We start from the raw sequence: 13,450 nt of genomic DNA on the forward strand, positions 1-13,450 counted from the left end.
AGATAAGTCTCTTAACTAATTCTGCTTGATGTCTCGTGGAGTGTGCCGATGCGACCATTCCGTCACCGCCGTCTCACCGCCGTCGTCGCTCTGACGACCCTTCTGGTCACCGCCGCCCCACCGACCGCCGCGAACGCGGGCGCCAAACCTGAACGCGCCGGCTACCACCGGGTCGGCTACTTCACCCAGTGGGGCATCTACGGCCGGGCCTTCCCGGTCAAGAAGCTCGAAACCTCCGGGGCGGCGAGCCGCCTCACCCACCTCAACTACGCCTTCGGCAACGTCAGCGAGGACGGTCGCTGCTACGTCGACGGTGGGCCGGGTGAGGGCGACGCCTGGGCCGACTACCAGCGCCCCGTCCCGGCCGAGGAGAGCGTCGACGGTGTCGCGGACGCCCCGGGCCAGGCGCTCAACGGCAACTTCGGCCAACTCGCCAAGCTGAAGGCCAAGCACCCCAAGCTGAAGGTGCTGATCTCATTGGGCGGCTGGAGCTGGTCGACGTACTTCTCGAACGCGGCCCGCACCGACGCGTCCCGCAAGGCGTTCGTCACGTCCTGCATCGACCTCTACCTCAAGGGCAACCTGCCGGGCACCACCGCCGGTGCCGGGGCCGGCGTCTTCGACGGCATCGACCTCGACTGGGAGTGGCCCGGCTCGGACGGTGAGCCCGGCAACGTCATCCGCCCGGAGGACCGGGAGAACTTCACCAAGCTGCTCGCGGAGTTCCGCCGGCAGCTCGACGGGTACGGGCGCACGACCCGCGCGCACCACCCGCTGACCGCGTTCCTGCCGGCCAGCCCGGCCACCATGGACGCCGGCTACGAGGGCCGCAAGATCTTCAAGTACCTGGACTTCGCGACCGTGCAGGGGTACGACTTCCACGGCGGCTGGGACGCACGGGCCAACCAGCAGTCGGCGCTACGCGTCCCGGCGGGTGCCCCGGACAACCCGGACTTCTCCGTCGAGGTCGCCATCGACGGGTGGATCGCCCGTGGGGCGCCGCGCGACAAGCTCGTGCTCGGCATCCCGTACTACGGTCGCGGCTGGACCGGCATCACCGGCGGCGGCAACGGTCTGTTCCAGCCGGCCACCGGGCCCGCGCCGGCCACCTTCGAGGCCGGGTACGAGGACTACAAGAACCTCAAGACCCTGGTCGGTAACGGCTACACCGTGCACCGCGACCTGCGCGCCGGACACGCCTGGCTGTTCGACGGTACGACGTTGTGGACGTACGACGATCCGGCGGTCGTGTTGCAGAAGACGCTCTACATCCGACGGGCCGGCCTGGCCGGCGCGATGATCTGGTCGCTCGACGGCGACGACGACAACGCCACGCTGACCAAGACGATCGGCCTCGGTCTGACGACCTGGTAGCCGTACCCGATCCACCCGGCCCGCCGCCGGCCGACTCCTCGGCTGGCGGCGGGCCGGCGGCGAACCGCCACTGCGTCACGCCGTCGGGCTGCTGTTACCCGACGTGCCGAGGTGGATGTCGACGTCCGCGGCCCCGGTCATCTGGTCGTACGCCCTGGTCTTGAGCCGGTTGGTCTGCAGCTCGCCGTCGAGCAGTGCCGCCCGCAGAGCCTCCGCGTCCGTGATCTCCTTGCTGGTGATCGCGTCCGCCGCGGTCGTCGCACCCTGCACGACCTCCAGGTGAGTGCCGTCGGTGGGCATCAGCTCGGCCCACTTGGCAAGGCAGTAGACCCGCTCCGGCACCTCCTGGCACTCGCCGGTCAGGTCGGGCATCTCGTCGCCGGTGCCGAGGTGACTGGTGCGGAACGCGGCCAGTTCGTCGACGAACGCGGCCAGTTGCTCCTCCACCGCCGGCGCGAGCCGGGTCGCCACAGCCTTGCCGAAGATCCACCGCAGCGCGGCAAGCTCCATACCGGCCCGCACCGGGAGGTAGAGCTTGGCCCAGCTGGCGTTGAGGAAGTCACTCGGGTCGCGCTCGGGGGCACGGGCGTCACCGGCCGACCACCAGCCGGGGTACGACACGAACGAGGCGCGCTCCCAGTCGAAGACGCGGTGCCAGAAGTCGATCTCCCACGCCTCGTCCCGCACACTGGCCGGGAAGTGCGCCTCGACGATCTGCGAGACCATCTCGTTGACCGGTGAGTAGCCGCCGCGCAGCCGCGCCTCGAACTCGTCCCCGGCCTCCTCGGCCGCCGCCAGCGCCGCGCCGCGCGTGTCCTGCCAGGCTTGCAGATCCGTGAGATAGCCAGCCACCAGCGCGTTGTAGGCGGCGTCGTCGGCATTCTGGTCGACCAGCGTCGGGGTACGCCGGAACGTGGCGGCGAGCTGCACGTCGGCGCCGGGGCCGGCGAGCCAGCTGGCCGCGCCGACGTGGATGCGTACCCGCAGTGCCGGCTGACCGTTGACGTCGGTGACCACCGGAACGCCGACCACCCGAGCCGCGATGCCCGACGGCGGCCGGCGGGTGATCAGGTTGAGGCTCTGCCGAATGCTCTCGATGTCGCCGTCCCACTCCCACCCGCTGTCGAAGGTGACGTCGATGTCGTAGTCGGCGCTCATGTCGCCGGTGAAGCCCCACTTGTCGAGTGTGACCACCGGGGAGTGGATGGTGCGGGTCTCCACGGCGGCCGGCACGCCGGGTGCGGGGCGCACCGGCTTCACCGGCATGGTGGGCAGCGCGGCGAGAGCGTTGTCTCTGATCCGCTGGCGCCCGTCGGTGATCTTCTTGGCGAACGCCAGCGCCGGGTCCTTCACCGTCGGCGCCCAGCACACCCGGGCGCCGTACCGTTCGTGGGCCAGCTCCAGGCGTTGCAGCACCTTGAAATAGTGCAGCGTGATCGGCGTTACCCGGTTGGGATTGCGGACGGTCCGCTTCGAGGTCGACTCCATGCCGGTCTCGCTCACCAACTTGAAGTCGGTCTTGTGCTGGGTGCGATAGCGGGCGGCGACCTTGGAGGTGGCGGTCTGACTGTCCTTCACCGCACGGCGGCTGGTCTCCTGACTGGCCGCCGTCACGCTGCGCGTGTAGCCGATCGTGTGGCTGGCGTTGAAGGTGCCCCAGACGCCGGTCGGGCTGGTGTACTGGCCGGTGTGGCTGGCGTTGAGCCCCCACGTGTCGGTGAGCGACTTCTGCCGCTCGAAGCCCTCCTGCAGTTCCGTGGTGAGCGCGCTGGTCAGCTCGACGTCCGTCTGCCTCTCGGTTTCGTCCTGCTCCTCCAGGGTCAGCTCACGCTTGGTGTAGGTGCGCTGCTCCAGCACCGCCTCCTCGCCGGGTGCGAGCGCCAACGCATAGACGTGCTCGCCGAGCGCGCAGCCCACCGGCCTGATCCGGGTCCGGTCGAGGAACGCGATGCCCACGTCGGACTGGAGCAGGCCGGCGACGAACTCCGCCTCCTGGTCGCCGAGGATGCTCTGGCGCCGAGCCGGCGGCTCCCGGTAGATCATGCCGGAGTCCTGCCCCGGCAGCGCGGCCTCGGCGGCCTCCATGTCGTTGGCTTTCCACAGCCCCGACAGACCGAGTTCCTTGAGCAGGTGCGGCAGCCGGTCCTGGGAGAGCCCGCCGTACCGCATCGCCTCGATCAGCGCCTGCTTGACGTAGAAGGGCAGCAGCGGCGTCTGCCCGTCGTCGAAGGTGAGCTGGACCGGCACGAAGTAGTTGGAGTAGACGTAGCGGTCGGAGTGCGCGTTACTGAACCCCAGCGTCGCCAGGTCCGCCTCGGCGACGACGACTTCACCCATCGGTGCTCCTCTAGAGTGGCAGTTTGAACAGGGCGTGCAGACCCTGGTAGGTCATTTCGTGCGAGGTGACGAAGAACCCGGGAAACAACTGGCTGAGGGCGGCCTGCCGGACGACGGTCTCCCGCACCGCGTGCGCCGTCAGCTCCTCCAGGCCGGCGACGACCTCAGCCGGCACCCCGCCCTTGCTGGCCCGCTGGTAGGCGTCCGCGATCGCCTCCCAGCGACCGTCGAACGCCTCGCCGAGGTCGTCGGCGACCGTGCCCCACGTCTTCTCGAAGCGCTCCAGCTTCGTCGACGCGGTCCAGTCCACGTTGGTGACCCGGGCCGCCTCCGAATCGACCAACAGCAGGTCGCTGCGAAGCTCACCGACGGTGGTGGACGCCTTCCAGCCGAACCGCTCGGCGAGGTGGGTGGCCAACGCCTTCTCCGCGCCGGCCCCAGCCGGGCTCCTGGTGAACCCGACGAGACGCAGCAGAAGGCCCCGGTCCGGGTGGCTGAGCAGGAGCTGGGCGACCGTCTGCCGAAGCACCGCGTCGGAGCCACGCAGGGCCGCAGCCAGCTCCGGGTTGGCCGCGCGGACCGCTTCGACGACAGTGGCGAGCGACTTCTCCGCGAACGGCTGCAACCCCGGTGAGCGCGCGACCAACTGGGCGGTCTCGGCCGCCATCCGCCGGTGTACCTGTTGGCCGAGCCGCCAGGGTTGCGCCTGCCCGGCCTTCCGCAGCGCGCGGAACTCCTCGTACGCGGCGGTCTGCAACGCCCGGTTGAACACGGTGGTCAGGCGCTGCTCAAGCTGACGGGCGATGGCGGCCCGCACCGCGGCGGCCCGGATGTCGCGGGGGGTCTTTGGCGGTTTGAGCTCGCGCAGGTCCTCGACCCGCTTGATGATCTCGTCGAGCGCCTGGTTCAGCTCCGCTCGGCTGGCCGAACGACCGGCCGACGACACGGTCTCCGACATGCACGCCATCAGGACCGGCTTGCCGTCCGCGCTGATCAGCGCGCTGAGCCGGGCGCCCGCACCCGCCCCGGCGAACGCCTCGGCGTGCGCGGCCTGGTTGAACACCGTCAGGGTCAGCTCGGCGTCGACGAGCAGCGCCCGGCCCTGCCGGAACAACGCGTCGAGCACCTTCGGGGGGAACAGGGTACGCAGCACCGCCAGGCCTACCTGCGGCGTGGCGAGCAGTGCCGCCCGGCCGATCGCGACGAGCAGCGCGGCGATCTGGGTGGTCAGGAGACGGACCTCGGCGGCGGCCTCCCGGGCGCCCACGATCAGCAACGGCACGTACCGGATCGCGGCGCGCACCGCCACGCCACCGAGTAGCCGGACCAGGTGGACCAGGCCGGTCAGCACCTGGAACAGGTCGCCGGCGATCCGGCCGAGCAGCCGGCCGGCGGCGAACGGGTCGAGATCCTCCAGGTGCCGCCCGAATTCCGTCGCCCAGCCGCGCCAGAGCGTCAGCAGCCGCTCGGGCACTGTGCTCGGATCCAGCGCGGCCACGACGCCGGCCAGCGCCTCGCGGACGACGGTGGCCTGCTCGGCAAGACGTCGCAGGCCGGCCCGGGGGTCCACGGTGAGCACGATCAGGGTGGTGAACTGCTCCTGCTGGAGCCGACCGACGAGCTGGACGAGTTTGCCGAGGTCGACCACCACAGTCGCCAACGACTCCCCGACGCCCACCAGGAAGCCGTCGAGGAACAGCTTCGGATTGATGCCGTTCCAGGCCGCGTAGTGGCGCATCGCGTCGAGCAGCGCGGGGTCGAGGCCGAGCAGGAACCGTCGGAACGTACCGTCAGTGTCGACGTCGGAGGCCGCCAGGTCGAAGAACTCCTCGGCCAGCCCGAGCCTCGCCAGCATCGCGACCAGGTCCCAGACGTTGTCGGCGGAGATCCGGCCGGTCATCGCCTGCAACACCCGGTCGCGGGTCATCGAGCGGGTGGCGTGCGCGTCCACCCAGTACCGTACGGTCAGCGCGACGAACTCCACCCGCGGATCCTGGGTCCGTACGCCGTAGACCGCCGCCCGGTTCTCGGCGGACACCCGCGGCACACTGAACCAGTCCCGGATCATGACGGTCTCGCCCGTCGGTTGCCCCAACTTCCCCACCTCCTCCGGCGCAGTGCACTGTCCGGGCAAGGGGATTCGGGCGGTAGCGCTGGGTCGAGAACCCGACATGCATCCACTTCGGAGCGTGCGGCCGGGTGATCGTGCAGCGATCGATATCGGTCATCGTCAAGGCGGGTGGTACGTCGACGACTGTCGGGTGCGGGCAGCCGGTCGACCTGCTCGGGCCGGAGCGGCTCAGCGGTCGTTCGTCTCGACCGTCGGTCGGTGATCGGCCAGAGCACGCACCGCAGCCTCGATGAGCGCTGTCACCTGATCCATGTCACGAGCACCGCGGACGTCCAACTCGGCCGACCAGCCGTCCGCACCGGTGAGCCGCACCGCCACGTCCTCGCGGCGGTGGGTCAACCAGCCGGCGATCGCCTGCACCAGCACCATGACGGCGCCGCCACCGTCGACGGCGACCAGCAGCACGTCAGTGGCACCCGCGGCGGGCGCGGTGGTCACACTGTCACGGAGCCGGTCCTCGGCGCGAAGCCAGGACCCCAGAGAACGTCGAGCATCGGCAGAGGGAAGATCCGGACAAACCGACAGCGTGATCATCTCCTGAGACGCGGGCAACGTCTTCTCCTTCCGGCGAAGGCCAACCCCACTCCGTCATCCTGCCAGCCGGCGTGGCCCTCGGCAGCCCTCGCAGTCACCGAAGTCGATCAGAGCTTGACCGTCGCGTCCGCCCGTCCATAGGCTCCGGCCACTGCGAGGCTTTCCCCCAAGAAGGGAACCCGAGACATGGCCCCATCGTCGCGTCCGTTCTGGACCCTCCCTGCGAAGCGGCTGGCCAACGCCGCCACGATCGCGCTCCTGCTCGGTATGGCACCCCTGCTCAGCGGCCCGGCAGCCGCGAGCCCCGCCCGGCCGACCCCCTGCAGCAGCGACCCGACCGCCCGGCTGACCACAGTGCCCAGCCCGGACGCCGTGCTCGGCTTCCCGCTCGGCGCGGGACAGGAGCGGGTCGTCACCAACGACGAGGTCCGGACCTACCTCGGGGCGGTCGATCGCGCCTCGAACCGGGTCGTGACCGGTGTGATGACCACCAGTGTGCTCGGCCAGCCGTTGCCGTACGCGGTGGTGTCCAACGAACGACACGTGCGGCCCGCCGCGCTCCGCGAGATCGCCGACGACATCCGGGACCTGCGCGACCCGCGCCGGACCAGCACGCGAACGGCCGCCCGGACGGCGAAGGACAGCCCGGCCATCGTCTGGGTCACCGCGAACGTGCACGGCGGAGAGAAGAGCGGCGCCGACGCGGCGCTCAAGACGCTGTACGAGTTGGCAGCGGGTCTGTCCTGCGCTGTCGCCCAGCGCAACGACAACCTGGTCACCATCATCGTCCCCACCCAGAACCCGGACGGCCGCGACGCGACCCGCCGGCAGAACGAGTTCGGCTTCGACCTGAACCGGGACTGGTTCGCCCGCACCCAACAGGAGACCGACGGCAAGCTCGAACTGCTGCGCCGCTACCCGCCGCAGGTGTTCATCGACGCACACGAGATGGGCGGCCGGCAGTACTTCTTCCCGCCCAACGCCGATCCGATCCACCACGAGATCGCCGGGGAGGCGGTGGACTGGATCAACCGCATCGGCGAGGCCAACAAGGCCGGCTTCGGCTTCAACGGAGCCTGCGACGAAACCGTCACCACCGAGTGCTACTTCAACTACGACACGTACGACATGTTCTTCATGGGCTACGGCGACACCGTGCCGACCACCGGCTTCGGCGCGGCCGGCATGACGTACGAGAAGGGCAGCGCGTCGGCGGTGGCCGACCGGGTCCAGCAGCAGTTCCACACCCAGTGGTCGACGCTCGGCTGGGCCGCCGCGAACAAGCGCGAGGTGCTGGACGGCTACTTCGACATCTGGACCGACGCGCTCGCCCAGGGCAGGGCGGGCACCCTGGAGCCGAACGAGGTGGTGCAGCCCACCAACGAGGTGCAGTTCCCGGTGCCGGATCTCACCATCCGCTCGTACTTCCTGCTGCCCGACCGGCAGCTCGCCGACGTCCGCCAACTCGTCGAGCGGCTGCGCCGGATGGACGTCGAGGTGTACGAGGTGCAGAAGGCGACCCGGGTGCCCACCGCGCGGGTCTTCGGCGGGCGCAGCGCCACGAACGTGACAGTGCCCAAGGGCGCGTACTGGATTCCGATGGACCAGCCGCAGAAGCACTGGATCCAGGCTGTCATGGGCGAGGACCCGTACGTTCCGTTCCCGTACTTCTACGACGTGTCGTCCTGGAGCAACCCGCTGCTGATGGGCATCAACACCATCTACACCGGAGACACCGTCCGGCCGAGGGCCGAACTGGTGCGCAAGGTCTCCGGCGGTCGCACCGGTCCGGCGTGGCCCTGGGGCTCGTACACGTACCCGCTGGACTCGGCCGCCGCCGCGGAGTTCACCTTCACCCTGCTCGGCCGTGGCGTACCCCTGGTCCGGGACCTCACGACCAGCCGGGTCGCCATCCCGGCCGCCACGGTGAGCCGGACCGTGGACGAGCTGGCCAAGCGGCTCGGTGTCACCCTCACGCCGGGCGGTCAGCCCTCCGGCACCCGCCTCGACCTGCCCGACGTGGGGCTGTTCCAGGGCACCGGCATCTCCACCACCTCCGGTTCGCACGGCGAGGCCCGTTACGTGCTCGGCAAACGGTGGGGGCTCGACCTCACACCGGTCACCACTGCCGACATCAACGACAACACCGAGGCGTTCACCGGGCGTACCGTGCTGCTGGTGCCGGACGGCAGCAGCGCCACCGGCGGCCTGACCGCCGCCGGGCAGGCCAACCTGCGCGACTGGATCGGCCGGGGCCACACCTACCTCGGGCTGCGCAACGAGGGCACGCGGGTCGCCCGCACCGCCGGGCTCACCTCGACCACCGAGAAGACCAAGCCCGCGGACTACCTGGTGATCGGCTCGCACCTGCGCGTCGACGTCGACCGGGACAGCCCGGTGGCGCTGGGTCGCCCGGCGGAGGACTTCGAGTTCAACAACAGCGACCCGATCCTCACCCCGAGCACCACCGGAACGAACGTGCTCACCTACCCGACGGGTGACACCTTCTGGGCCAACGGTTTCACCGTCGGCGCGGAGACGTTGAAGGGCACGGCGGCCGTCGTCGACGAACCGACCGGCGCCGGTCGGGCGGTGCTGTTCGCGTTCAATCCGCTCTTCCGCGCGTACAACGAAAATGGCCTGCACCTGGTCGCCAACGCGCTGCTCTACCCGGCGACAGCCGCATCGGACGCCCGGCGCCCGGCCGGCGTCGACGCGGCGCGCGCCAGCGCCGCCGCCGCGCCGGTGACGCCGGACCTGGGCGGCGGCTGGCGGCCGATCACCATCCAGGTGGCGGCCGCCGACCTGCCGCGCACCCGGGCGATCGTCGAACGCTTCACCACCGACGCCCAGGCGTCCGAGAAGAACGGTTCGGCGTACGTCGTGATCCCGAACCCGCAGGGGCTCCAGGTGGACGAACACCCGTTCGCCAGGGATCTGGTACGCGCGCTGAACGCCGCCAAGGTGCCACTGCGGTCGGTGGTGGGCTGACCAACCCCCGGCCGTGAGCCCGTGCAGATCTTGGACAGTTTCCGTTACGGCGTGACGGGAACTGTCCAAAATCTGGTGGTGGGGCGGCGCTCAACGGCGGAATCCGTGCGGCGCAGGCGGTGGCGGGTGAGCCGGGTCGGCTAGCGGACATCCACCGGGCCGGATCACGACAGCGCTCGCGGCCCCCTTCGGCGCAGGCTGGCCGGGATCTGTGCCGACCGTCGGCACCCGGAGGAGGCTCGCGGCCCATGGGCGTACCCCGCGCAGGGACGGTGGTGATCGCCAGCGGTCTCGCCGTGCTGCTGTTGGTCATCACGGTCGGGTGCAGACGGTCGCGTCCGTCACCGACACCGACCAGCGGCACGGCGACTGTCGGCCTGACGGTCAGCGCCTCGCAGCCGTCGTACCGGATGGGTGAGCAGATCAGCCTGCGGCTGAGGCTGGTCAACAACCGCGACGCCGAGTGCCAACTCAGTCGGGTGCCGGACGGGGCGGTGACGGTCATGTCGTTGACCCGCGACGGCACGGCGGTGGCGCCCGCGATTGGCGGCGCGGCCTACTACCGGGACTTCACCGCGTACCTGATCGAGAACCTGGTCCGGGTGCCCCCGCGTGGGTCGGTGGAGCTGACGCTGGGCAGCGACCCGCAGAGCCCGGTCGGCGCGGCGCTGACCACCTCCACGCCGGACGGGCGGGGCGGGGCCACCGTCACGTGGTGGCCGATCGACCAACCGGGGGCGTACCGGCTGGTCCTGGGCTACCTGCGAGCGCCGCTGCGCGGTGTGCCGGCGGACGCCTGCGCCGCGACGGCCGAGCAGGGCACTGTCGCGTTCGAGGTGAGGGGCGGGTGACCGGGTTGCGGAGCCGAGTGCGAACGGGCGTCGTGCTGGCGGGCGTCCTGGTGCTGCTCGCCCCACAGGCGGCGTCCGCCGTGGTCAGCGTCGACAGCGACCTGCAAGCCGAGTACGCGGGCTGCGTCGGACAGATCCGCGGCTCCGGCAACGGCGCCGTCCTCGACGAGCTGGAACGCTCCGGCAAGAAGATCAAAGTCCGGAGACCCATCTTCGGTACGGAGAGCAGCACCACGACGTACATCCCGGGCAGTGACGTGCAGATCAACTGGGTGCCGGAGAACGACGGGCGGGCGCTGACGGAGGAGGGGGCGGGTTTCACCGAGGACCAGTGCGCCACCCTGATCCACGAGATGAACCATGCCCTCGACGAGGTCAACGACACCGACCGGGGCCAGTTCTGCACGCAGGGCGGTCAACAGGCCAGCACCGTGGACCCGGCCGAGGTGCACGCGGTGTTGGCGGAGAACGCGTACCGCAGGGCCGTCGGTGTGCCACTGCGCACGACGTACAGCGGTGTGAAACTCCCGTCCAACGGCAAGGACTGCGACCGGCCCAAGCCCCGACCGCCCGGTGGAGGTGGTTGTTCGATCTCGGTGATCGGCAAGGGTTACCGGTGCGCGAACAGCAACGGCGACCCGCACCTGCTCACCTACGACGGTCTGCGCTACGACTTCCAGGCCGCCGGTGAGTTCGTCCTGACCCGCTCGACGACCGACGACTTCGAGGTCCAGGTACGACAGACGATGTTCCCGGCCAGCTCGGTGGTGGCCGTCAACTCGGCAGTCGCCGCTCGGGTGGCCGGTGACCGGGTCGGCGTGTACGTCACACCCGACGGTCCTGCGGTCCGGGTGAACGGCGCCGCGCCGGTGTCCGCGCCGGACGGGGTGAAGCTGCCGCACGGTGGCACCGTCACCACCTGGGGAGACGGCACTGTGACAGTGCAGTGGCCGGGCGGCGCGCGACTGACCGCGCAGCCGATCGGGGTGTGGGGGCTGAGCGTGAGCGTCAGCGCGCCCACCGCCTGGGCCGGGACGCTGCAGGGCCTGCTCGGCGACCATGACGGTGACCCCGGCGACGACCTGACAGTCCGCAACGGCAAGCGGATGGCGCAGCCGCCCACCTTCGAGGCGCTGTACCCGGGCTTCGCCGACAGTTGGCGCGTCGAGGCGCAACGGTCGCTGTTCGATTACGAGCCGGGGCAGAACACCGGCACGTTCACCGACCGGCGGTTCCCGGACCGACTGCTCACCGTCGGGGACCTGCCCAACCGGGCCACCGCCGAACTCGTCTGCCGGCGGGCCGGTGTCACCGACCCGCAGATTTTCGCCGACTGTGTGCTCGACGTCGGCCTCACCGGGCAGGTGGCGTTCGCCGAGGACGCCGCCCGCGCGCAGCGCGACGTGCCCGCCGCCGGTGATGTCGACCTGGAGGTGACCAGGGCCGGCGCCACGGCCGCGACGAAGGTGCCGGGCCGGGCCGGTCAGAAGATCTTCGTGGAGGTGCCCGCCGCCACCGTGCCGGATCGCTGCGGCGTGTTGCTGCTGCTCGACCCGCAGGGCCGGCAACTGGCGACCGGCTGTGTCATCTCCGGTGCCGGCTTCATCGACACGACCACGTTGACGGCCACGGGCGACCATCAGGTGGTGCTCGATCCGTGGGATGCCGACCTCGGTCGGGCAACCGTACGGGTCGTTGCGGTGACCGACGAGGAGAAGACGCTCACGCTGGACGGGCCCTCGGTCCGGGCGACGCTCGCCCAACCGGGCGCGGTCAGCCGTCTGTCCTTCGACGGCCGCGCCGGTCAGAAGATCTTCCTCCAGGTCACCGACGCCACAGTGCCGGACCGGTGCAACCTGCTGCGCCTGCGCGACCCGGCCGGTGAACAGGTGACCAGCGGCTGCGTGATCGGCGGCCAGGGACATGTCGACGGGTTCGTCCTGCCGGTCACCGGCCGGTACGTGCTGGAGGTCGACGGGACCTCCACCGACACCGGCTCGGCGGACGTGCGGCTACGCGACGCTCACGACGAGGAGGCCGACAGCGTCGCGGACGGCCGAGCCGCCACCCTGACGGTCAGCAGACCGGGTGCGGTGAGCCGGCTGAGGTTCACCGCCGACGCCGGTCGTCGCGTCACCGTCGAGGTGACTGCCGGGAGTCTGCCTGACCGGTGCGGCATCCTGCTCCTGACCGGCCCGGACGGCGACCCGATGGGCAGCGGCTGCATCATCGGCGGGACCGGCCGGTTCGAGACGGGTCCGCTGCCTAAGCGCGGCACGTACACGCTCGTGCTGGACCCGTGGGCCGACGAGACCGGCTCGGCGACGGTCACCGTCCGTCAGATCGGTTGAGCCTGCCGTCTGTCGGCCAGGCCGCCAGCCCGCCCCCGACCGGGCATCGGTCGGGGACGGGCCGTTGAGCGTCCTTCGCGCGGGGCAGTGACCTGTCGCCGTGGTCGGCGACCAGGTCACCCGACGCTAGGCGACGCCGCTCCGCCACCGGTCACAGGTGTCGGTGGCCCAGGCGGGCTGGTCCACGCAGGAGCGGAAGCGGACGGTGCGCCCCTCGCCGAAGTTGTGGTCCCACTGCGAGCAGTCGCCGCTGCTTCCCGGGTTGTAGTGCGAGCCGGTCTGCAGGGATCCGTCGATGCGGACGTACTCGAACGCGACGTACGAGATCAGGCCGTCCGAGGACGTGTCGCAGTTCTCGAACTTGTCTCCGTAGCTGATGAACCGCGACGACGAGCCGGTCACCGAGGACGACGCGTCGGTCCCGGCGTACGCGCTGGTCCCGGTCGCGAGAATCGTCGCCGTCGCGGCGACGGCTACCACACTGAGCTTCCCGAACGTCCTCATGCGACACCCACCACCCAGTTGCTGCAGGGGTCCGGGATGATTCCCGGCATGTCGGCGCAGGCACGGAAGGTGACGCTGCGGCCCTCGCCGAAGTTGTGGTCGTACGAGGCGCAGGTCCCGCTCCCGAGGCCGTTGTACTCGATGTCGTGCTGGAGACTGCCGTCCTTGCGGATGTACTTGTACTCGTTGTAGACGTTCAACCCGTCGGTCTCGGTGTCGCACACCGAGAACGAGTCGCCGTAACTGGTGAACGTCACCTTCGCGCCGGACATCGAGGCCACCCGGTCGGTGCCGGCGTGTGCGATGCCGCCCGTGCCCAGCAGGACCGCCGCAGTCGTCGCGGTGACGACGAGCGGTCGTTTCAGCCATCCCATGTC

General features: G+C 70.4%; 9 protein-coding genes. 4 read left to right on the forward strand and 5 right to left on the reverse strand.

Features of this window, described 5'->3' with window-relative positions; genetic code table 11:
• The first annotated feature begins 48 nt into the window (after window positions 1-48).
• Window positions 49-1,374 (forward strand): glycoside hydrolase family 18 protein, encoded by a 1,326-nt coding sequence (locus tag ACGF3C_RS28525; protein ID WP_357233626.1) that lies wholly within the window; start codon window positions 49-51, stop codon window positions 1,372-1,374.
• 75 nt (window positions 1,375-1,449) lie between these two features.
• Here the strand turns inward: ACGF3C_RS28525 and ACGF3C_RS28530 are convergent, their stop codons facing one another.
• The 3 genes from ACGF3C_RS28530 to ACGF3C_RS28540 all read right to left on the reverse strand — a co-directional run bounded on the left by ACGF3C_RS28530 (window position 1,450) and on the right by ACGF3C_RS28540 (window position 6,376).
• A complete protein-coding gene (locus ACGF3C_RS28530; RefSeq protein WP_393226734.1) occupies window positions 1,450-3,711 on the reverse strand; it encodes a hypothetical protein in 2,262 nt (753 codons plus the stop codon).
• 10 nt (window positions 3,712-3,721) lie between these two features.
• Window positions 3,722-5,815: a hypothetical protein gene (locus ACGF3C_RS28535; protein ID WP_393226736.1), complete on the reverse strand. Its 2,094-nt coding sequence runs from the start codon at window positions 5,813-5,815 to the stop codon at window positions 3,722-3,724.
• Window positions 5,816-6,010: 195 nt separating this feature from the next.
• On the reverse strand, window positions 6,011-6,376 hold the full coding sequence (locus ACGF3C_RS28540) for a hypothetical protein (RefSeq protein WP_357222929.1): 366 nt from the start codon (window positions 6,374-6,376) through the stop codon (window positions 6,011-6,013).
• 186 nt (window positions 6,377-6,562) lie between these two features.
• Between ACGF3C_RS28540 and ACGF3C_RS28545 the strand changes: the two genes are divergently transcribed.
• From ACGF3C_RS28545 to ACGF3C_RS28555, 3 genes are all read left to right on the forward strand, one after another.
• On the forward strand, window positions 6,563-9,367 hold the full coding sequence (locus tag ACGF3C_RS28545; protein WP_393226738.1) for a M14 family zinc carboxypeptidase: 2,805 nt from the start codon (window positions 6,563-6,565) through the stop codon (window positions 9,365-9,367).
• Window positions 9,368-9,615: 248 nt separating this feature from the next.
• On the forward strand, window positions 9,616-10,218 hold the full coding sequence (locus tag ACGF3C_RS28550) for a hypothetical protein (RefSeq protein ID WP_393226740.1): 603 nt from the start codon (window positions 9,616-9,618) through the stop codon (window positions 10,216-10,218).
• Window positions 10,215-12,569, forward strand: a complete 2,355-nt coding sequence (locus tag ACGF3C_RS28555) for a VWD domain-containing protein (protein WP_393226742.1) — start codon at window positions 10,215-10,217, stop codon at window positions 12,567-12,569. The genes ACGF3C_RS28550 and ACGF3C_RS28555 overlap by 4 nt, the downstream gene beginning before the upstream one ends.
• A gap of 126 nt (window positions 12,570-12,695) precedes the next feature.
• Here the strand turns inward: ACGF3C_RS28555 and ACGF3C_RS28560 are convergent, their stop codons facing one another.
• Window positions 12,696-13,073 (reverse strand): hypothetical protein, encoded by a 378-nt coding sequence (locus ACGF3C_RS28560; RefSeq protein ID WP_357222910.1) that lies wholly within the window; start codon window positions 13,071-13,073, stop codon window positions 12,696-12,698.
• Entirely contained in the window at window positions 13,070-13,447 is a 378-nt protein-coding gene (locus ACGF3C_RS28565) for a hypothetical protein (protein ID WP_357222908.1), read from the reverse strand. The genes ACGF3C_RS28560 and ACGF3C_RS28565 overlap by 4 nt, the downstream gene beginning before the upstream one ends.
• Window positions 13,448-13,450: the final 3 nt, after the last annotated feature.

Origin of the sequence: Micromonospora sp. NPDC047762 (genome assembly GCF_043204655.1) — a bacterium.
Lineage (GTDB): Bacteria > Actinomycetota > Actinomycetes > Mycobacteriales > Micromonosporaceae > Micromonospora.

Bases quoted from the DNA above. Each gene is read 5' to 3' on its own strand.
- ACGF3C_RS28525 (WP_357233626.1), top strand. From the start codon at position 49: ATGCGACCATTCCGTCACCGCCGTCTCACCGCCGTCGTCGCTCTGACG.
- ACGF3C_RS28530 (WP_393226734.1), bottom strand. From the start codon at position 3,711: ATGGGTGAAGTCGTCGTCGCCGAGGCGGACCTGGCGACGCTGGGGTTC.
- ACGF3C_RS28540 (WP_357222929.1), bottom strand. From the start codon at position 6,376: ATGATCACGCTGTCGGTTTGTCCGGATCTTCCCTCTGCCGATGCTCGA.
- ACGF3C_RS28545 (WP_393226738.1), top strand. From the start codon at position 6,563: ATGGCCCCATCGTCGCGTCCGTTCTGGACCCTCCCTGCGAAGCGGCTG.
- ACGF3C_RS28550 (WP_393226740.1), top strand. From the start codon at position 9,616: ATGGGCGTACCCCGCGCAGGGACGGTGGTGATCGCCAGCGGTCTCGCC.
- ACGF3C_RS28560 (WP_357222910.1), bottom strand. From the start codon at position 13,073: ATGAGGACGTTCGGGAAGCTCAGTGTGGTAGCCGTCGCCGCGACGGCG.
- ACGF3C_RS28565 (WP_357222908.1), bottom strand. From the start codon at position 13,447: ATGGGATGGCTGAAACGACCGCTCGTCGTCACCGCGACGACTGCGGCG.